15 protein-coding genes are annotated in these 17,618 nt (G+C 67.1%); 6 read left to right on the top strand and 9 right to left on the bottom strand.

The window, feature by feature from the left end; translation table 11 throughout:
- Positions 1 to 97: 97 nt before the first annotated feature.
- From K7H93_RS07745 to K7H93_RS07735, 3 genes are all read left to right on the top strand, one after another.
- Positions 98 to 304 carry a DUF1192 domain-containing protein gene (locus K7H93_RS07745; RefSeq protein WP_010239464.1) on the top strand — a complete coding sequence of 69 codons (207 nt, stop codon included), beginning with the start codon at positions 98 to 100 and terminating at the stop codon, positions 302 to 304.
- Positions 305 to 442: 138 nt separating this feature from the next.
- A complete protein-coding gene (clpA, locus tag K7H93_RS07740; RefSeq protein ID WP_230783119.1) occupies positions 443 to 2,803 on the top strand; it encodes an ATP-dependent Clp protease ATP-binding subunit ClpA in 2,361 nt (786 codons plus the stop codon).
- Positions 2,804 to 2,941: 138 nt separating this feature from the next.
- Positions 2,942 to 3,976: a ligase-associated DNA damage response exonuclease gene (locus tag K7H93_RS07735; RefSeq protein WP_230783118.1), complete on the top strand. Its 1,035-nt coding sequence runs from the start codon at positions 2,942 to 2,944 to the stop codon at positions 3,974 to 3,976.
- Positions 3,977 to 4,007: 31 nt separating this feature from the next.
- On the opposite strand, the gene K7H93_RS07730 is transcribed toward K7H93_RS07735, so the two are convergent.
- Positions 4,008 to 4,712, bottom strand: coding sequence for a VIT1/CCC1 transporter family protein (locus tag K7H93_RS07730; RefSeq protein ID WP_230783117.1), 705 nt, complete (start codon positions 4,710 to 4,712; stop codon positions 4,008 to 4,010).
- A 285-nt stretch (positions 4,713 to 4,997) separates the two neighbouring features.
- Positions 4,998 to 5,306 carry a hypothetical protein gene (locus tag K7H93_RS07725; RefSeq protein WP_230783116.1) on the bottom strand — a complete coding sequence of 103 codons (309 nt, stop codon included), beginning with the start codon at positions 5,304 to 5,306 and terminating at the stop codon, positions 4,998 to 5,000.
- 90 nt (positions 5,307 to 5,396) lie between these two features.
- On the opposite strand from K7H93_RS07725, the gene K7H93_RS07720 reads away from it, so the two are divergent.
- Positions 5,397 to 7,001 carry a cisplatin damage response ATP-dependent DNA ligase gene (locus K7H93_RS07720; protein WP_230783115.1) on the top strand — a complete coding sequence of 535 codons (1,605 nt, stop codon included), beginning with the start codon at positions 5,397 to 5,399 and terminating at the stop codon, positions 6,999 to 7,001.
- Between the two features lie 118 nt (positions 7,002 to 7,119).
- Positions 7,120 to 7,761 carry a YoaK family protein gene (locus K7H93_RS07715; RefSeq protein WP_230783114.1) on the top strand — a complete coding sequence of 214 codons (642 nt, stop codon included), beginning with the start codon at positions 7,120 to 7,122 and terminating at the stop codon, positions 7,759 to 7,761.
- Here the strand turns inward: K7H93_RS07715 and K7H93_RS07710 are convergent.
- From K7H93_RS07710 to K7H93_RS07680, 7 genes are all read right to left on the bottom strand, one after another.
- On the bottom strand, positions 7,751 to 8,029 hold the full coding sequence (locus tag K7H93_RS07710; protein WP_230783113.1) for a DUF167 domain-containing protein: 279 nt from the start codon (positions 8,027 to 8,029) through the stop codon (positions 7,751 to 7,753). The genes K7H93_RS07715 and K7H93_RS07710 overlap by 11 nt on opposite strands.
- Positions 8,030 to 8,205: 176 nt before the next feature.
- Entirely contained in the window at positions 8,206 to 8,784 is a 579-nt protein-coding gene (locus tag K7H93_RS07705; RefSeq protein WP_230783112.1) for a gamma carbonic anhydrase family protein, read from the bottom strand.
- Positions 8,784 to 10,991: a spermidine synthase gene (locus K7H93_RS07700; protein WP_230783111.1), complete on the bottom strand. Its 2,208-nt coding sequence runs from the start codon at positions 10,989 to 10,991 to the stop codon at positions 8,784 to 8,786. The genes K7H93_RS07705 and K7H93_RS07700 overlap by 1 nt, the downstream gene beginning before the upstream one ends.
- A complete protein-coding gene (locus K7H93_RS07695) occupies positions 10,988 to 11,557 on the bottom strand; it encodes a GNAT family N-acetyltransferase (protein WP_230783110.1) in 570 nt (189 codons plus the stop codon). The genes K7H93_RS07700 and K7H93_RS07695 overlap by 4 nt, the downstream gene beginning before the upstream one ends.
- Positions 11,550 to 12,107 (bottom strand): GNAT family N-acetyltransferase, encoded by a 558-nt coding sequence (locus K7H93_RS07690; protein WP_230783109.1) that lies wholly within the window; start codon positions 12,105 to 12,107, stop codon positions 11,550 to 11,552. The genes K7H93_RS07695 and K7H93_RS07690 overlap by 8 nt, the downstream gene beginning before the upstream one ends.
- Positions 12,108 to 12,113: 6 nt before the next feature.
- Positions 12,114 to 13,109, bottom strand: coding sequence for a porphobilinogen synthase (gene hemB, locus K7H93_RS07685; RefSeq protein WP_230783108.1), 996 nt, complete (start codon positions 13,107 to 13,109; stop codon positions 12,114 to 12,116).
- 43 nt (positions 13,110 to 13,152) lie between these two features.
- Positions 13,153 to 14,751, bottom strand: a complete 1,599-nt coding sequence (locus tag K7H93_RS07680) for a peptidoglycan DD-metalloendopeptidase family protein (RefSeq protein WP_338080288.1) — start codon at positions 14,749 to 14,751, stop codon at positions 13,153 to 13,155.
- A 232-nt stretch (positions 14,752 to 14,983) separates the two neighbouring features.
- Between K7H93_RS07680 and K7H93_RS07675 the strand changes: the two genes are divergently transcribed.
- A complete protein-coding gene (locus K7H93_RS07675) occupies positions 14,984 to 17,605 on the top strand; it encodes a helicase-related protein (RefSeq protein ID WP_230783106.1) in 2,622 nt (873 codons plus the stop codon).
- The last annotated feature ends 13 nt before the right edge of the window (positions 17,606 to 17,618 follow it).

Raw genomic sequence — 17,618 nt, 5'->3', positions numbered from 1 at the left:
CCCCCCAAAATCGCGGTCAACAGGTCTGTCGCGAGCCCGCCACCTAGCTTCAGCGTGCATTGACAGCAAGCGACGCTGGGAGGAAGGTGGCACGGTCATGGAAGAAGACGTCGGCCCCCGCCCTGCCAGCGATGCGGCCAGCCAGCTGGCTGCGGAGGATCTGACGCGCCTGTCGCAGTTCGAACTCGACGAGCGTATCCGCATGCTGCAGCTGGAAATCGCGCGGGTCGAACAGCACCGAACGCGCTATTCGCAGCAGCGCAGTGCCGCCGAGGCGCTGTTTGCCAAGAAAAACGAGAATTGAGCGTGCCGCGCCCTTCACATGGCACCGGCGGCATCCAATATCTCAGGCAACCTGTTCACCTTGCGCTAAACCCCTTGCGCAGATTTTCGGTGACATTCCGCAGCCCAGCTTCGCGCTGCCATACCCCGCAGGAGCATCATGCCTAGCTTCGCCCAGAATCTCGAAAAGACCCTCCACGCCGCGCTCGATGGCGCGCGGGAGCGACGTCACGAATACGCCACGCTCGAACACCTGCTGCTCGCGCTGATCGCGGACGAGGATGCAGCCGAAGTGATGGGCGCGTGCGGGGTCGACCTCGCCGAGCTGGCCGACGTGGTGCGCACCTATCTCGACCAGGAATACCAGTCCCTCAAAGCCGAGGAATCGGGCGAACCGCAGCCGACCGCCGGTTTCCAGCGCGTGGTCCAGCGCGCGATCCTGCACGTCCAGTCTTCGGGCAAGGATACCGTGACCGGTGCCAACGTGCTGGTCGCGCTGTTCTCCGAACGCGATTCATACGCGGTCTATTTCCTCCAGCAGCAGGATATGAGCCGGCTCGATGCGGTCAGCTTCATCAGCCACGGCATCGGCAAGGGCGGCCAGGCGATCGAGCCGCGCTCGCCGCGCGGTGCCGACGAGGCCGAGGCCGAGGAGAAGGAAGAGGCCAAGGGCAACAAGAAGGAAACCGCGCTCGACCAGTTCACGGTCAACCTCAACACCAAGGCGCAGGGTGGCAAGATCGACCCGCTGATCGGGCGTGGCCCCGAAGTCGACCGGACGATCCAGATCCTGTGCCGTCGGAGCAAGAACAACCCACTCTATGTCGGCGACCCCGGCGTCGGGAAGACCGCGATTGCCGAAGGTCTGGCGCGCAAGATCATCGAGGGCGACGTGCCCGAGGTGCTGAACGAGGCGGTGATCTATTCGCTCGACATGGGAGCATTGCTCGCGGGCACGCGCTATCGCGGCGATTTCGAGGAACGGCTGAAGCAGGTCGTCTCCGAACTGGAAAAGATGCCGCACGCGATTCTCTTCATCGACGAGATCCACACGGTAATCGGTGCGGGTGCGACCTCAGGCGGGGCGATGGATGCCTCGAACCTGCTCAAGCCCGCGCTGTCCAGCGGCGCGATCCGCTGCATCGGGTCGACCACGTACAAGGAATTCCGCAACCACTTCGAAAAGGATCGCGCGCTGCTGCGCCGGTTCCAGAAGATCGACGTCAACGAGCCGACGATCGAGGATACGGTCAAGATTCTCAAGGGCCTCAAGTCCGCGTTCGAGCAGCATCACAAGGTGACCTACACCGCCGATGCTCTGAAGACCGCGGTGGAGCTGAGCGCGCGCTACATCAACGACCGCAAGCTGCCCGACAAGGCGATCGACGTGGTCGACGAGGTCGGCGCGATGCAGATGCTGGTCCCGCCCAGCCGCCGCAAGAAGAAGATCACCGCGCGCGAGATCGAACAGGTCATCGCGACGATGGCGCGCATCCCGCCCAAATCGGTGAGCAAGGACGACAAGGCCGCGCTCGAAAACCTCGAACGCGATTTGAAGCAGGTCGTCTTCGGGCAGGACGCGGCGGTCAAGAAACTCTCGACCGCGATGAAGCTCAGCCGCGCAGGCCTGCGCGATCCGGACAAGCCGATCGGCTCGTTCCTGTTCTCCGGCCCCACCGGCGTCGGCAAGACCGAGGTCGCGCGCCAGCTCGCCAGCATCATGGGCATCGAGCTCAAGCGCTTCGACATGTCCGAATATATGGAGCGGCACTCCGTCTCGCGCCTGATCGGCGCACCTCCGGGCTATGTCGGTTACGACCAGGGCGGGCTGCTGACCGATGCCGTCGACCAGAATCCGCACAGCGTGCTGCTGCTCGACGAGATCGAGAAGGCGCACCCCGACCTGTTCAACATCCTGCTGCAGGTGATGGATAACGGGCGCCTGACCGACCATCACGGCAAGACGGTCGATTTCCGCAACGTGGTGCTGATCATGACCACCAATGCCGGCGCGGCGGACATGGCGCGCAGCGGCATCGGCTTCGGCGACGTAAGCAAGGAGGATGCGAGCGAGGAGGCGGTGAAGCAGATGTTCACCCCCGAATTCCGCAACCGCCTCGATGCGATCGTGCCGTTCGGCTATCTCGGCAAGGACACCATCGCGCGGGTGGTCGACAAGTTCATCATCCAGCTCGAACTCCAGCTGGCCGAACAGAACGTCGACATCCAGTTCGACGACGCAGCCAAGAAATGGCTCGGCGACAAGGGCTACGACCGGCTCTACGGCGCGCGCCCGATGGGCCGCCTGATCCAAGAAAAGATCAAGCAGCCGCTCGCCGAGGAACTGCTGTTCGGCAAGCTGGCCGACGGCGGCGAGGTCAACGTGACACTGAAGGACGGCAAACCGCACTTCGAGCTGACGCCCGCTCCGCCCAAGGCGAAGCGCAAGAAGGCTCCGGCGAAGAAGAAGGCTGCGTCGGGTGAAGCCGATGGCGGGGTCACGAAGGATAGCGAGAGCTAAGCCTCAACGGTCGAACACCCACCCCAACCCCTCCCTCAAGGGAGGGGCAGCGAGACTTGCGAGCTTGCTCGCTAGTCGCAGCGGGGTGGGATTGCGGCGCTTGGGGAACGCGGCGTCCCCTGCCTAGGTTATTCCGGCATGCCCGCAGCTCCCTTCTCCTGGATCCAGCCGCATCCACACGGCATCCATGTTGTGCCCGCCGATGCGTGGGTCGATCCTTCGCGCCCGGTCGACAATGCGCTGGTCACCCACGGTCATGCGGACCATGCGCGCGGTGGGCATGGCACCACTTATGCGACACCCGAGACGCTCGCCATCATGGAGCTGCGCTACCGCACCGGGGCCGAGGACGACGCGGGCGAGATTCCGCACCGGGCCGAGCCGGTTCGCTACGGAGAGACGGTCCGGCTGAAGGGCGGCGTCGACGTCACCTACATTCCCGCAGGACACGTGCTGGGCAGCGCGCAGATATTGCTCGAACATGCGGGCGAGCGGATCGTCGTCACCGGCGATTACAAGCGCCGTCCGGACCCGACCTGCCCGCCCTTCGAAGTGACGCCCTGCGACATCTTCATCACCGAGGCGACCTTCGGCCTGCCGGTGTTCACCCACCCGCCGATCGCAGGCGAGATGGCCAAGCTGACCGACCGGCTGGCGGCGCATCCCGATTCCTGCGTGCTCGTGGGTGCCTATGCGCTGGGCAAGGCGCAGCGGGTGATCGCAGAGCTGCGCGCGGCGGGGCATGCCGACCCGATCTATCTCCACGGGGCGATGGAGCGGATGTGCCGCCTGTACGAAGAGCACGGCGTCGATCTGGGCGAGCTGCGGCTCGTCTCCGATCACGATAAGGACGACATGCGCGGCCACATCGTCGTGTGCCCGCCCTCGGCATTGAACGACCGGTGGAGCCGCCGCCTGCCCGATCCGATCACCGCGATGGCGTCGGGCTGGATGCGGGTGCGCCAGCGCGCGCGACAGCGCAATGTCGAGCTGCCGCTGATCATCTCCGACCATGCCGACTGGGGCGAGCTGACCGACACGATCCGCGAGGTCGATCCGCAGGAAACCTGGATCACGCATGGCCGCGAGGAGGCATTGCTGCGCTGGTGCCAGCTGCACCAGCGGCCCGCCCGCGCGCTCGCGCTGGTCGGGTACGAGGACGAGGATGATTGACGGGGACGGCGGAGAGTCGGAGCCTCGCCTGCTACCCCACCGCGACACCGAACAGCTTACCCACCCCTGCGGTGATCGCCATCGCGAGCGCACCCCAGAAGACCACCCGCAGCACCGATGGCAGGATCGGGGCGCCGCCGGTCCGCGCACCCAACGCACCCAGCACGGCGAGGCAGACGAGCGAAATCACACCCACCGCCGGGACCAGCATGTGCGGCGGTGCAAGGGGCACCACCGCCAGCGGTGCCGCTGCGCCGGCCGTGAAGGTCAGCGCGGATGTGATCGCAGCCTGCAGCGGGCGCGCCTTCGTCGCATGCGAAATGCCCAGTTCGTCGCGGCTATGCGCGCCCAGCGCATCGAACGCGGTCATCTGCTGGGCAACGGCAAGCGCGGTTTCGGGCTGCACCCCGCGCTCCTCGTACAGCCGGGTCAGTTCGGCGAGTTCCTGGTCGGGTTGATCGGCCAGCTCGGCGGCTTCGCGTGCGAGATCCGCCTTTTCGGTGTCGGCTTGCGAACTGACCGAGACATATTCGCCCGCAGCCATCGACATTGCACCGGCGAAGAGCGCGGAAATCCCGGCAACCAGCACGCCATTGGCGCTTGCACTGGCGGACGCGACACCGATGATCAGGCTGGCGGTCGACACGATGCCGTCGTTTGCGCCCATGACCGCGGCCCGAAGCCATCCGATCCGCGATGTCGCGTGCGCTTCGGTGTGTGAACCAAGTCGACTCATGGCGTGCCCCCGTGGCGAAAGGATGTGCCACCGCCCCTTGCGCCGCGCAACTGCGCCCATTCGATACGCATCCGGGCCCGCTCGGGAGCTATCGGGCCGGTCCCTGGTTATCGCCGCATGGGACCTTTCGCCGCTTCGACCTGCCACCTCCGCACCCGCAAGGGCCGGTTGCCTGCGATCGGCGCGGCTCTGCGCGGATCCCCTGGAAGCCAGCGATCGGGGCGCGCGAGGGGAGTGCGACCGGTGCCCGACAACAGCCGGGCACCGGCCATATGTCAGACGAACCTACTTGATTTCGGCCAGCTTGGCCGAGATCGCGGTCAGCTTCTCGTCGGTGATCACGCCTTGCGAGAAGGGCTGCACGGCCTTGAGGCTCAGCGCCTTGAACTGGCCGTAGGCGGGATGTTCGTCGAGGCCGGGAAGCTCGCCGAGCACGATCGCCCTGGTAGTCTCGTTCGCCATCAGCGCCTCGATCGGGGTCTCGATCGTGTAGGCGGTAGCGGCCTCTTCATGGCCGGAATGGTCGTCCTGCGCGATCGCGGGGGCGACACTGGTCGCAAGCAGCAGCGGCAGGGCAAAAAGGGCGGTCTTCATGGCAGTCTCTCCGGTGGAATGGCGGGGCGCGCGATGCGCCCGGCACCGATCATCGCACGCCCAGCGCCGTGCGCAAGAACGGATTGAGAAGTGGAGCTATTCGCCGCCCTGATCGACGCGCTGGTCTATACCCGCAGCCGCAACGAGAAGCTGCGGCTGATCGGCGAATATCTGCGCGCCACGCCCGATCCCGACCGCGGCTGGGCGCTCGCCGCGCTGAGCGACGGGCTGGACTTTCCCGCGGTCAAATCCTCCACCATCCGCACCTTGCTGAAGGAGCGGGTCGATCCCGTGTTGTGGACGCTCAGCCGCGATTTCGTGGGTGACACGGCGGAAACCGCGAGCCTGCTGTGGCCCCAACCCGACGATGCGCCTTCCCCGCCGAGCGTGAGCGAGACGGTGGAGCTGCTCAGGGGGATGACGCGCAAGTCCGTGCTGACAGAGCTTCCCGCGCTGCTCGACCGGCTGGACGTGTCGGGCCGCTACGCGCTGCTCAAGCTGGCCACCGGCGCAATGCGGATCGGCATTTCCGCGCGGCTCGCGAAGGTCGCCTTTGCCGATGCGTTCGACGTGCCGGTGGAGGAGGTGGAGGAATACTGGCACGGGCTCGCCCCGCCCTATCCCGAACTGTTCGCCTGGGCCGCCGAGGGTGCGGACCCGCCCGACATGGCGGGCATCCCGCTGTTCAAGCCCTTCATGCTCGCGCATCCGCTGGAAGACACGGTGGTCAGCCTCGACGACTATGTTGCGGAATGGAAGTGGGACGGGATCCGCGTGCAGCTCGTCCATGCCGGCCCCGAAGGTAGCGGCGAGACGCGGCTTTTTTCGCGCGGCGGCGACGATATTTCGCACACCTTCCCCGAAATGCTGCCCGCGCTCGACTTTCCCGCGATCCTCGATGGCGAATTGCTGGTGCAGGGTAGCACGCAAGGCGGTGAAGCAGGCGGCGCGGCCAGCTTCAACGCGCTCCAGCAGCGGCTGGGGCGCAAGACCGTCAGCAAGAAGATGCTGGCCGAAAGCCCCGCCTTCGTGCGCGTCTACGATGTCCTCTCGCTCGATGGGGAGAACCTGCGTGACAAGCCGTGGCACGAGCGGCGCGCGGTTCTCGAAGCGCTGATGGCGCGGCTGCCGTCCGAACGCTTCGACCTCAGCGCAATCGTCGAAGCACGCGATTTCGAGCACCTCGCACAAATCCGCGAAGGCGCGCGCGACGATGCGATCGAGGGGCTGATGCTCAAACGCCGCGATTCGCCCTACGTGCCGGGCCGCCGCACCGGGCTATGGTACAAGTGGAAGCGCGACCCGCTGCTGATCGACTGCGTGCTGATGTATGCGCAGCGCGGGTCAGGCAAACGCTCCAGCTTCTACTCCGACTACACCTTCGGCTGCTGGAACGGCGACCCGGATGCGGGCGCGGACCTGCTGCCGGTGGGCAAGGCCTATTCGGGCTTCACCGATGCCGAGCTGAAAAAGATCGACCGCCACGTGCGCCAGAACACCGTCAACCGCTTCGGCCCCGTGCGCGAGACCGACCGGAGTCTGGTGTTCGAGGTCGCGTTCGACTCGGTCCACGCGAGCAAGCGGCACAAGTCCGGCCTCGCCATGCGCTTCCCCCGCATCCACCGCATCCGCTGGGACAAGCCGCCGCACGAGGCGGACCGGATCGAGGCACTGCGCGCGCTGGTGAGAGACTGACCTCTTCTTCCTCGTCACCCCGGCTGACGAGATAGAGAGGTCGGCGCGAATACTGACGTCACGACAGCACCACCGCCGCGTCTTCAATCCTGCGCGCGCGCGGTGTACCGCCAATGCCATGCAGCGCTTCACGCCTCCGCAGCGTCTCTTCGCTTATACCGTCGCCGGACTGGCCGGTTTCGTCGACGTCACCGGCTATCTCCAGCTGAACGGCTACTTCGTCTCCTTCATGACCGGTAACACTACCCTGCTCGCGCGCGATCTGGCGGAGGGGGCGAGCCGGGTGGCGGTGCCCGCGCTGCTGATTGCGGGCTTCGTGATCGGGGTGGTGACGGGCACGCTGGTGGGGGACCGGGTGGCGTCACGACGCAAGGTGGTGGTCACCGGGTTGGTTGCCACGCTGCTGATCTGCGCGGCGTTGGCACGGGTGGCGGAGCTGCGCGAGATCTCGCTCGGCCTGCTGGTGATCGCGATGGGTGCGCTCAACACCGTGCTGAGCGCCAATCGCGAAAGCCCGGTGGGGCTGACCTACATGACCGGCGCGCTGGTGCGCACGGGGCAGTTGATTGCAGATCGCCTGTCCGGAGACCGCAAGGCCGATCCGCTGCCCTTCGCGCTGCTGTGGGTCAGCCTGCTGGTCGGCGCGCTGTGCGGCGGGGTCCTCGCGATGCAATGGGGTGCCGCTTCGCTATGGGTCGCGGGCGGGCTGGCGCTGGCGCTGTGCCTCGCGGCAACGCGCATCGCGCCCGCTAGAGCGTAACGCCCAGCACCTTCTCGCGCGAAGTTGCGCCGCGCAACAGCGTGCAGCGCGATTTGGGGATGCCGAGCGCCTTGGCAACCAGCTCTGCAACCGCAGTATTGGCTGCGCCGTCCTGCGGTTTGGCGCGGACCTTCACCTGCACGCCGCCGGCGACGATCGCGAGCGATTCGGTGCGGGCGCCGGGCGTCACCCGCACGCGCAGCTCGCCCGAGCGGACCAGCGCGCGCAGCGCCTGGGCATCGGGGAGGTCAGCCTTGGGTCGCGCCATCGCATTCGGCGCGATTGCGCGCTGTCCTACAGATGCCCTGCCGTGGCATGGTCAGGCCGTTCTTTCCCATGGTCCGTATTCTTGTGCGCATCCCAATCGCTCCTGATCGAGACACGCGATCAATTCGCGCCCGTCGATCGAGCGGGTTTCAACCCCTGGACTGTGTGTCAGGTGTGTCAGGGCTGCTCGCCTGCAGCGACCGCCGCCGCGTGGTGCTTCGCATTTTCGGCGTAGTGCGCCACGCCCAGCTTCATGCCCGCAATCGCCGCATCGTCGAGATCGCGCATCTTGCGCGCAGGGCGGCCGCCCCACAGCTCGCGCGCACCCATCACCTTGTTCTCGGTCAGCATCGCGCCCGCCGCCAGCATCGCATCGCTGGCGATCACCGCCTTGTTCATCGCGATCGCGCCGAGGCCCACGAAGCCGCGATCCTCGATGATGCAGCCGTGGACCATCGCCATGTGGCCGATCAGCACGTCGTCGCCGATCACCAGCGGGCAGCCATCGGGGTATTGCGGCGAAGGGCCGTCGCAGTGGAGCACGCTGCCATCCTGCACATTGGTCCGCTCCCCGATCGTGATGCTGCTGACATCGGCGCGCAGTACGCAGTTGTACCAGATCGAGCTGCCCGCCCCGATCGTCACGTCGCCCACGATCGTGCAGCCGGGCGCAATGAAGGCGCTCTCGTGAATCCGGGGCGCTTTGCCGTGGATCGGGATCAGGCGCACGCCGGGCCTGCTGCTCGTGTCGGTCATCATCTGTCTCCCAATATTGTGTCCCAATCGAGGTAGGGCAGGATCGACGCGAAGTCGTCGGTCCACGCGGGGCCGCGCGGGTCGCCCAGTTCGATCCAGTTGGTCTGCGGGCTGGATTGTAGCAGCTTGGCCATCGGCACCGCATCGCTGGCAATCGCGACCCAGTAGCTGGCCGAAATGCCCCGGTCCGGATCGCCCGGATCGTCGCGCATCAGCGCGATCCAGCCGTTCTCCAGCGCATGTGCAGCGATCACCGGTCGCAGGTTTACATAGCGGTTGGAAATGTGGATCAGCATCAGCCCGTCGGGCTTCAGCGCGCGGCCGTAGGCATGCATCGCCTCACGCGTCAGCAGATGCAGCGGGATCGCGTCGGAGCTGAACGCGTCGACCGCGAGGATGTCGTATTGCTGGGCAGGCTCCGCCTCCAGCTCCAGCCGCGCATCGCCCAGATGGATCTGCGCATCGGGGGCGCAGTCGCTGAGGTAGGTGAACACGCCATTGCGCGAGTAGTCGACCACCATCGGGTCGATCTCGTAGAAGGTGTAGCGCTGCCCCGGCTCGCGGTAACAGGCGAGCGTGCCGGTGCCGAGGCCGATCACGCCGATCTGCGCGTTGTCGCCATAGATCGTATCCGCTGCCGACAGGGCGAGGCCCACGCCCGAGGTCGGCCCGTAATAGCTGGTCGGCAGGTCGCGCCGCTCGGGATCGAGGAACTGGCGCCCGTGGATCGTGGTCCCGTGCGACAGCACGCGGGTCGGTGGATTGTCGAACTGACGCACGGTGTAGACGCCGAAATAGCTGCGTTCGCGAATGCCCGCCGCGCTTTCCCCCAGCGTCGTCCAGCCTCCGCGCGCGAGCATCAGGATCAGCAGGATCGCGAGGAACGCCCATCTGTTGCCCAGCGCCAGCACGCCCAGCAGCGCGATGGCGAGCAGCAGGAGGTGGACCGTCATATCCCCCTGCGCGTCGATCGCCCGGGTCATCCACCAGCCGAGCAGCGCCGCCCCGAGAACGAGCGCCAGCCGTGCCAACCTGCGCTGGCGCGCGCTCAACCCCAGCCGGTCCATCCACGGCACCAGCGGGGTCTGCGGGAGCAGCGCAGCGGCGGCGAGCACCAGCAGCGGATGCTCCCACACCCAGTCGAACAGCAGCGGCGCGATGAGAGCCGCGAACAGCCCGCCGAGCGCGCCCCCTGCACTCATCACGAGGTAGAACAGGGTCAGGCGGGCAGGCTCCGGGCGCGTGGCATAGAGACGCCGGTGGAGCGCGGTCGCGACCACGAACAGCATCAGCACCGCCGCGATCGCGATCGAGAGCCCGTCCGCCCCGCGGCTCACCATCGCCATCGCGCCGACCAGCAGGATCACGGTGGGTGCAGTGCGGGCGAGCGCGAAGCCCAGCGTGCTGCGAGCGTTGAAGGCGAACACGAAGCTGAGCAGGTACAAGCCCAGCGGCAGCACCCACAGCAGCGGCATCGCGACGATATCGGTGGTCAGATGCGTGGTGGTCGAGAGCATCAGGCCCGAAGGCACGGCGGACAGTGCGAGCCACAGCGCGATCCGCCGCCAGCCGATCGGCTCGACATCGTCGCCGTCCGCCGGGCCCTGCGCAGCGACATCGGGCGTGCGCCACCGGGTCCACGCGAGCAGCGCCATGCACACGATCAGCACGCCGTAGCCCGCCGCCCAGGCAATGCTCTGGCCCGCCAGCGGCAGGTTGGGCTCGAGCAGCAGCGGATAGCTCAGCAGGCCTGCAAAGCTGCCGATGTTGGACGCGGCATAGAGCCAATAGGGGTCGCCTGCGGAAGGCTCGGCGGCATACCAGCGCTGGATCAGCGGGGCCTGCGCGGCGACGACGAAGAAGGGCGCACCGATGGTGGCGACCAGCAGCAGCGGGACCCAGAACACCTCGTACCCGCTCGGCCGCGGCACATCGGCCAGCGCGATGGGCAGGAACACCAGCGCCACCATCATCAGCGCCAAGTGGATCAGCGCCTGCCGCCGGATCGCCAGCCGGGAGATCGCGTGGGCGTAGGCATAACCGCCCAGCAGCAGCGCCTGATAGACCAGCATTGCGCTGTTCCACACGGCCGGCGCACCGCCCAGCTGCGGCAGAGCAAGCCGGGCGACCAGCGGCTGGACGAGGAACAGCAGGAAGCTGCCGAGCAGGATCGTCGCGACGAAGAGAGGGCGCGCAGGTGCCTTCATGCGACGTTCGGCTTGCTCGCGGCCCATGCCTCCCGGCTAAGCGAATAGAGGATGGTCGGGTTGTCCTCGGGCGGGAAGCGCGGGTCGTCGAAGTCGAGGTCTTCGCGCCGCTCCATCCCCAGCCGCTCCATCAGCCGCCAGCTTGGCTCGTTGGCGCGCGATGTCAGCGCGACGACATGCGGTGCATGGTGGTCGACGAAGGCCCAGCGCAGCACCGCGCGGACAGCTTCGATGGCATAGCCGCGCCGCCAGCGATCCTCGCGGATCAGCCAGCCGATTTCGAAGTCTCCGGGGTTGCGCGCACCCTCGGCATCGACCCGCTTGAGGCCGCAGTGGCCCACGAACTCGCCGGTGTCGCGCTCGATCAGGAACAGGAAGCTGAAACCCTCGCGATCGTGAAGGTCCATCGATGTGCGGTGCTTCTGCTCGATCGCCTCCAGAGAAAGCGGCCCACCCAGATGGTGCATGACCGCCGGGGTGTTGAGCAGGCCGAACTGCAGCTGTGCATCGCCCGGCTCTATCCGGCGTAGCCGCAGCCGCTCGGTCTCGAGGATCCACTCAGCCACGCGCTAACCGCCATTCGCGCTGGGTGATCGAATACACGATGATCGTCGGCTCTTCCGGGTCGAAATCGGCATTGGCGAAATCGAGATCCTCGCGCCGCTGCATGCCCAGCCGCTTCATCAGACCCCAGCTCGCGATGTTGCGCGCCACGGTCAGCGCGACGACCTCATCGGCCCCGTAACGCTCGAACGCGAGGTTGAGCGATGCGGTGGCCGCCTCCCTGGCATAGCCCTGACCCCACGCATCCTCGCGCAGCCGCCAGCCGACCTCCATCATGCCCAGCGGCCCACCCGCCTGGTTGCACCGCTTGAGCCCGCAAAAGCCAAGGATCGCGCCATCCGCCTTGCGCTCGAGCACCCAGAAGGTGTGGCCGTGATCGCGCTGATAGCCCAGCAGGCGATCCTGCGCCCCGGCCCGCTTGTCCGCATCGCACACGCCGCCCAGCCAGCGCATGACTGCGGGCGTGTTGGTCCCCTCCCAGAAGCGCGGCCAATCCTCCTCGCGCCAGTCGCGCAGGATCAGCCGGTCGGTTTCGTGCCGGAATTCGCCCACGGATGCTCAGCCAGCGAGGACGCGAGCTGCGAGCGGCGCATGATAGGTCAGTATGCCTGCACACCCCGCACGTTTGAACGCGATCAGCTTCTCCATCACCAACGCCTCCCGCTCACCGATGCCGGCCGCGACACCCGCCTCGATCAGCGCATATTCGCCGCTCACCTGATAGGCGAAGATCGGCACATCGAACCGGTCGCGCGCCATCCGGATGATGTCGAGATAGGCGAGCCCGGGCTTGACCATTACGCTGTCCGCACCCTCGGCAATGTCGAGCGCGATTTCGCGCATCGCCTCGTCGCTGTTGCCCGGATCGAGCTGGTAGGTGCGCTTGTCGCCCTTCAGCCTGCCGCCCGTGCCCACCGCATCGCGAAACGGGCCGTAGAAGGCGGACGCGAACTTGGCCGCATAGCTCATGATCTGGACATTGGTGTGCCCGGCTTCTTCCAGCGCCTGCCGGATCGCGCCAACGCGCCCGTCCATCATATCCGACGGGGCGATCACGTCGGCACCCGCCGCAGCCTGATTGAGCGACTGTTTCACCAGCGCTTCTATCGTCGCGTCGTTGGCGACATAGTTATGCTGGTCCAGCAAGCCATCCTGCCCATGGCTGGTATAGGGGTCGAGCGCGACATCGCAGATCACGCCGATCGCATCGCCGTAGCGCTCACGAATGGCGCGGACCGCGCGGCAGAGCAGGTTATCAGGGTTCCAGGCCTCTTCCGCGGTTTCGCTGCGAAGCCGCGCGGGCGTGTTCGGAAACAGCGCGACGCACGGGATGCCGAGGTCGATCGCCTCGCCCACGCGGTCCACCAGCAGATCGACCGACCAGCGGCTGACACCGGGCAGGCTGGCAACGGGTTGCTCCTGCCCCTCCCCGTCGATCACGAAAAGTGGCCAGATCAGGTCGGCAGGGGAAAGCGTGGTCTCACGGTGAAGCCGGCGGCTCCAGTCGCGGGTGCGGGTGCGACGAAGGCGGGTCGAGGGAAATGCAGCAGCCATGGCGGCGAGGTGTGGCGCATGGCCGCGCCCCCCGCAAGGGGCGTTAGCCGCCGCGGCGGTGGTGCGCGACCAGCGCAATCCGGTCGATCTCGCGCAGCGGCTCTTCCGCAACCGGCTTGGTCGGGTGCATCTCTTCCAGCGCGACCCCGGCATCGACCGTCTTGAGCGCCTCCAGCGTGGAGCGGAAGCGCTGCAGCTCGGCCCCGCTCAACTGCGCGCGGGTGACGTAGCGTACGCTCAGCGGATCGATATGGCGGCCGCCACGGTACATCTCGTAATGGAGATGCGGCCCGGTTGAGAGGCCGGTCGATCCGACATAGCCGATGATCTGGCCGCGCTTCACATACTGCCCGCGCGACACCGCGATCCGGCTCATGTGGCAGAACTTGGTTCCGAGGCCGCCCTCGTGGGACAGCTTCACCGCGTTCCCGCAGCCGCCCATCCGACCCGCGCTGGTCACCCGGCCATCGGTCGGAGCGACGATCGGCGTGCCGTAGCGGGCACGATAGTCGACGCCCGCGTGCATCCGCTTGTACCGCAGGATCGGGTGGCGACGCATGCCATAGCGGGAGCCGATCGGCCCCGGTACCGGGGCAAGCAGGCCGGATCGCTGCTCGCCCACGCCAGAGGCTTCGAAGAACTGGTCGTCCTTGCCCCAGCGCATCAGCTGGATCTTGTCTTTCCCGTCACGCTCGACGCCGGCGTAAAGCAGCCGACCTGCCTGGCGTTCACCGGTCGCAGCGCGGCGGTAGGAGACGATCATGTCGAAGGTGTCGCCCGGCTGCAGCGCCTGGTCGAGATCCTCGTAATCACCGAGCGCCTTCAGGTAGGACTGGATGGCGCTCGCCGGTGCGCCGACCGCACGGGCCGAGCGGTAGAGGCTGCCGCCCACGGTGCCGCGTACGCGCAGCGGCGTCTCGTCCACTTCGATCGGCTCGCGGATCAGCGAGAGATTGCCGTCGTCCCCACGCGCGACGGCCAGCGCAAGGTCGAAGCGCGCGCGGAAGCGCACTTCATCAAGCGGACGGGGCGCTTTGGGCGCTGCGCGGCGGCCCAACGTCACATCGATCTGGGTGCCGGGCTCGATCTCGTCGAGCGCGATCGCCTGCGCGACCAGTTCGGCAGCGCGCGCCGCGTCGGCCTTGCCGACACCCTGCCGCGCGAGCATCCGCGCAAGATCGTCACCCCGCCCGAAGGTCGCAGTCGCCTCCAGCTGCGGCCGCTCGGGCGCATCGGCAAGCGGGCGGACCAGCGCGGTCGCCGCCATCCGCGTGCCGGTATCGCCGCCCAGCGCGAGCGGTTGAATGGTCTGGCTGCGAAATTCGTCGCGCGCCTGCTCGTCCAGCCGGACTGCCGGTGCGGCCTCCAGCGGAGCAAAGTCGGGCCAGAAAGCCAGTGCGACAGCGGATAGCGAAAGGAAGGTGGCCGCCCCGCGAAACCAGCGCAGGCTGCCGATGTTCTGGGCGAGATCGGGGGCCAGGTCGGCCCGCTCGATCCGCTGCGCCTGCGCCGAAAACCACGCGCGCGAAGCCTTCACCGCACGCTCCATGCGCACGCTGGCCTTGGTCGACTCGGCTGCTGCCCTGTCCCTGATCGCGGCAATGTCGTCATCCGCAGGTGCGGGCGCTTGCTCCCCTGTCACCTGCTGTTCGGCGTTGGTCAGATCCCGTCTCCGATAGTCTGGTGCTGCCGCCCGGACCTGTCTTTTCATGACCGGGCGGCGCATATCGGGTGAGAGGATTATGTGCCACGGCAAACTTAATCCGTGTTTAATCACGCTATAGTGCTTGCCCGGCTGGTCGACGACCGGAGGCTGATGCGCGGCGAACCGCGTTCGCTTGCGGGTGCCTGCCGACCTTGCCACATTGGGAGGTATGTCCGCCCCCGCGATCAAGGCCGTCCTCGGCCCCACCAATACCGGCAAGACGCACCTCGCGATCGAGCGGATGTGCGGCCATTCGAGCGGGGCGATCGGCTTCCCGCTCCGCCTGCTTGCGCGCGAGGTGTACGACCGCGTGGTCGCGATCAAGGGGGAGAAGGCGGTTGCGCTGATCACGGGCGAGGAGCGGATCGAGCCGCCCGATGCTCGCTATTTCCTGTGCACGGCAGAGGCGATGCCGCACGATGGCGGAGGACATGCCTTCGTCGCGCTCGACGAGGTCCAGCTGGCCGCCGACCGGGAGCGGGGTCACGTCTTCACCGACCGGCTGCTCAATGCACGCGGTCGTGAGGAGACCATGCTGCTGGGCTCCTCCACCGCAGCGCCGGTCATCAAATCACTGATTCCGCATGCTGAACTAATCGAGCGGCCGCGCTTTTCGACGCTCACCCATGGGGGCGTGAAAAAGCTCTCCCGCCTGCCCAAGCGCAGCGCGGTGGTCGCCTTCTCGTCCGACCAAGTCTACGCCATCGCGGAAATGCTGAGGCGTCATCGCGGCGGAGCGGCGGTGGTGATGGGCGCGCTGAGCCCGGAGACGCGTAATCGCCAGGTCGAATTGTTCCAGAATGGCGAGGTCGACTACATCGTCGCGACCGATGCCATCGGGATGGGACTCAATCTTGACGTCACCCATGTCGCCTTCGCCAGTCTCGCCAAGTTCGACGGGGTCAAGCGACGGCGGCTGACTCCGGCGGAGATGGCGCAGATCGCCGGGCGCGCGGGTCGCCACCATCGCGACGGCAGCTTCGGCACGTTGACGGGCACCGGCGGCCACGACGCCGAATTCACCGACGAAGAGATCTACGCGATCGAGGAACACCGCTTCCAGCCGCTGACCAAACTCTACTGGCGCGAGGCGGAGCCGCGCTTCGATTCGCTGTCCGTGCTGATCGAAGACCTGTGCGCTCGGCCCGACGAACGAGAGCTTGCACCCGCCCCCGAAGCGATCGACCTGGCGGTTCTGCGCAAGCTCGCCGACCAGCCCTTCGCGCGCATGATTCGCGGCCCTGCCAATGTCCGGCGGTTCTGGGAGGTCTGCTCGCTGCCCGATTTCCGCGCCTCGGGCGTGGAGACTCATGCGCGCTTCGTCACCCGGCTCTGGCAGGATCTGCGCGAAGGCTATATCGGCGCGGACTTCGTCGCCGCCCGGATCGCCGAACTCGATACCGTGCGCGGCGATATTGCCGTGTTGCAGGGGCGGATAGCCGCGATCCGTTCCTGGGCCTATATCTGCCAGCGGCCCGACTGGGTGCTCGCGCGCGACGAAATGGCAGCGCGGGCCCGCGCGGTCGAAGCACGCCTGTCGGACGCATTGCACATGCGCCTGACCGAGCGATTCGTGAATCGAAGGACCTCCGTTTTAATGAAGCATCTTGGAAACGACCCTGCGCTGCTCCCCATTTCGCTGGAGGATGACGGCACCTTGCTGGTCGAGGACCAGCCGATCGGCAAGCTGGAAGGGTTCCGCTTCGCGATCGATCCGCAGGCGGCGGTCGGCGACCGCAAGATGCTGCTGTCGGCAGGCGAAAAGGCGCTTCCCCGCATCCTCGCCACCCAGGCCGAGCGACTGCGCGAGAACAAGCTTGAAGGCGTGACGCTGGAAAATGGCCGGGTGATGTGGGCCGGGCAGGAGATCGCCCGGCTGGAACACCCGGTCGACCCGGCAGAGCCCCGGTTGAAGCCTGCGCGAGAGCTGGACCGCCTGCCTGACGGCGCGCGCGAGGCCTTTCTCGCGGCCATCGAAGCGAAGGTGACCGAATGGCTCGCCCCGCTCGAACCTTTACGCAAGCTCCAGCTCGCCTCGAAGAGCGAGGATGCGACCTCGTGGGCACGGGCGCTGCTTCTCAATCTTCTCGACGGGCACGGCATCGCCACGCGCGAGCAGGCGGGGATCGAGAACCTGCCCAAAGAAGCGCGTCCGTTCCTGCGCAGGGTCGGTGTGACCTTCGGCGCGCTCGACATATTTGCGCCCTCGCTGCTCAAACCTGCCCCACGCCTCGCGATGAAGCAGGCCGGGATAGATGAGCGCCCGATCGACGAGGCGATGCGCTCTGTCATCCCTGCAACCAAACCGCTTCCCGCAGGATATCGTCCGGCTGGCGAACAGCTGGTCCGCGTCGATATTGCGGAAAAGCTGTTCAAGCAGGCACACGAGACCAGAGCCGGAAAGGGCGACGGCAAGAAGGGCCGTGGCGCGCCCTTCGTGCTCGACCTCTCGCTCGCGGTGTCGACCGGGCTGACTCCGGACAGCATCAAGCGGCTGCTGGGTGCGGCAGGGTTCCGCATGATCGATGGCAAACCGCTCGCGGAAGGCGCATTCGGCCCGGCCCTGCCCGACCGGTGGCGCTGGCTGCCCTCTCGCAAAGGCGGGGACGATCGCCATCAGCAGCACCGCCCCGGCGGCAAAGCCCACCAGCACAAGGGGCGCGGCAAGCCTGGAGGGAAGCAGGCGGGCAAGGGCCGTGGCCCCCGGCAGGGCGGGCAGAACGCACCTGCCAAACCGCGCGAGCCCCGTCCGGAGAACGCCTTCGCCGCGCTGAAGGACATGCTTTCCTGATGCGCGGGGCCTG

Origin of the sequence: Citromicrobium bathyomarinum, assembly GCF_021021475.1 — a bacterium.
Lineage (GTDB): Bacteria > Pseudomonadota > Alphaproteobacteria > Sphingomonadales > Sphingomonadaceae > Alteriqipengyuania > Alteriqipengyuania bathyomarina.
Note: the sequence above shows the minus strand (reverse complement) of the source record. Positions and strands in the feature narration are given on the sequence as shown.

Excerpts from the sequence above, each read along its gene's own strand:
- K7H93_RS07700 (WP_230783111.1), bottom strand. The coding sequence starts at position 10,991 with ATGAAGGCACCTGCGCGCCCTCTCTTCGTCGCGACGATCCTGCTCGGC.
- K7H93_RS07710 (WP_230783113.1), bottom strand. The coding sequence starts at position 8,029 with ATGGCGCGACCCAAGGCTGACCTCCCCGATGCCCAGGCGCTGCGCGCG.
- K7H93_RS07735 (WP_230783118.1), top strand. The coding sequence starts at position 2,942 with ATGCCCGCAGCTCCCTTCTCCTGGATCCAGCCGCATCCACACGGCATC.
- K7H93_RS07745 (WP_010239464.1), top strand. The coding sequence starts at position 98 with ATGGAAGAAGACGTCGGCCCCCGCCCTGCCAGCGATGCGGCCAGCCAG.
- K7H93_RS07705 (WP_230783112.1), bottom strand. The coding sequence starts at position 8,784 with ATGACCGACACGAGCAGCAGGCCCGGCGTGCGCCTGATCCCGATCCAC.
- clpA (WP_230783119.1), top strand. The coding sequence starts at position 443 with ATGCCTAGCTTCGCCCAGAATCTCGAAAAGACCCTCCACGCCGCGCTC.
- K7H93_RS07725 (WP_230783116.1), bottom strand. The coding sequence starts at position 5,306 with ATGAAGACCGCCCTTTTTGCCCTGCCGCTGCTGCTTGCGACCAGTGTC.
- K7H93_RS07730 (WP_230783117.1), bottom strand. The coding sequence starts at position 4,712 with ATGAGTCGACTTGGTTCACACACCGAAGCGCACGCGACATCGCGGATC.
- hemB (WP_230783108.1), bottom strand. The coding sequence starts at position 13,109 with ATGGCTGCTGCATTTCCCTCGACCCGCCTTCGTCGCACCCGCACCCGC.
- K7H93_RS07675 (WP_230783106.1), top strand. The coding sequence starts at position 14,984 with ATGTCCGCCCCCGCGATCAAGGCCGTCCTCGGCCCCACCAATACCGGC.
- K7H93_RS07715 (WP_230783114.1), top strand. The coding sequence starts at position 7,120 with ATGCAGCGCTTCACGCCTCCGCAGCGTCTCTTCGCTTATACCGTCGCC.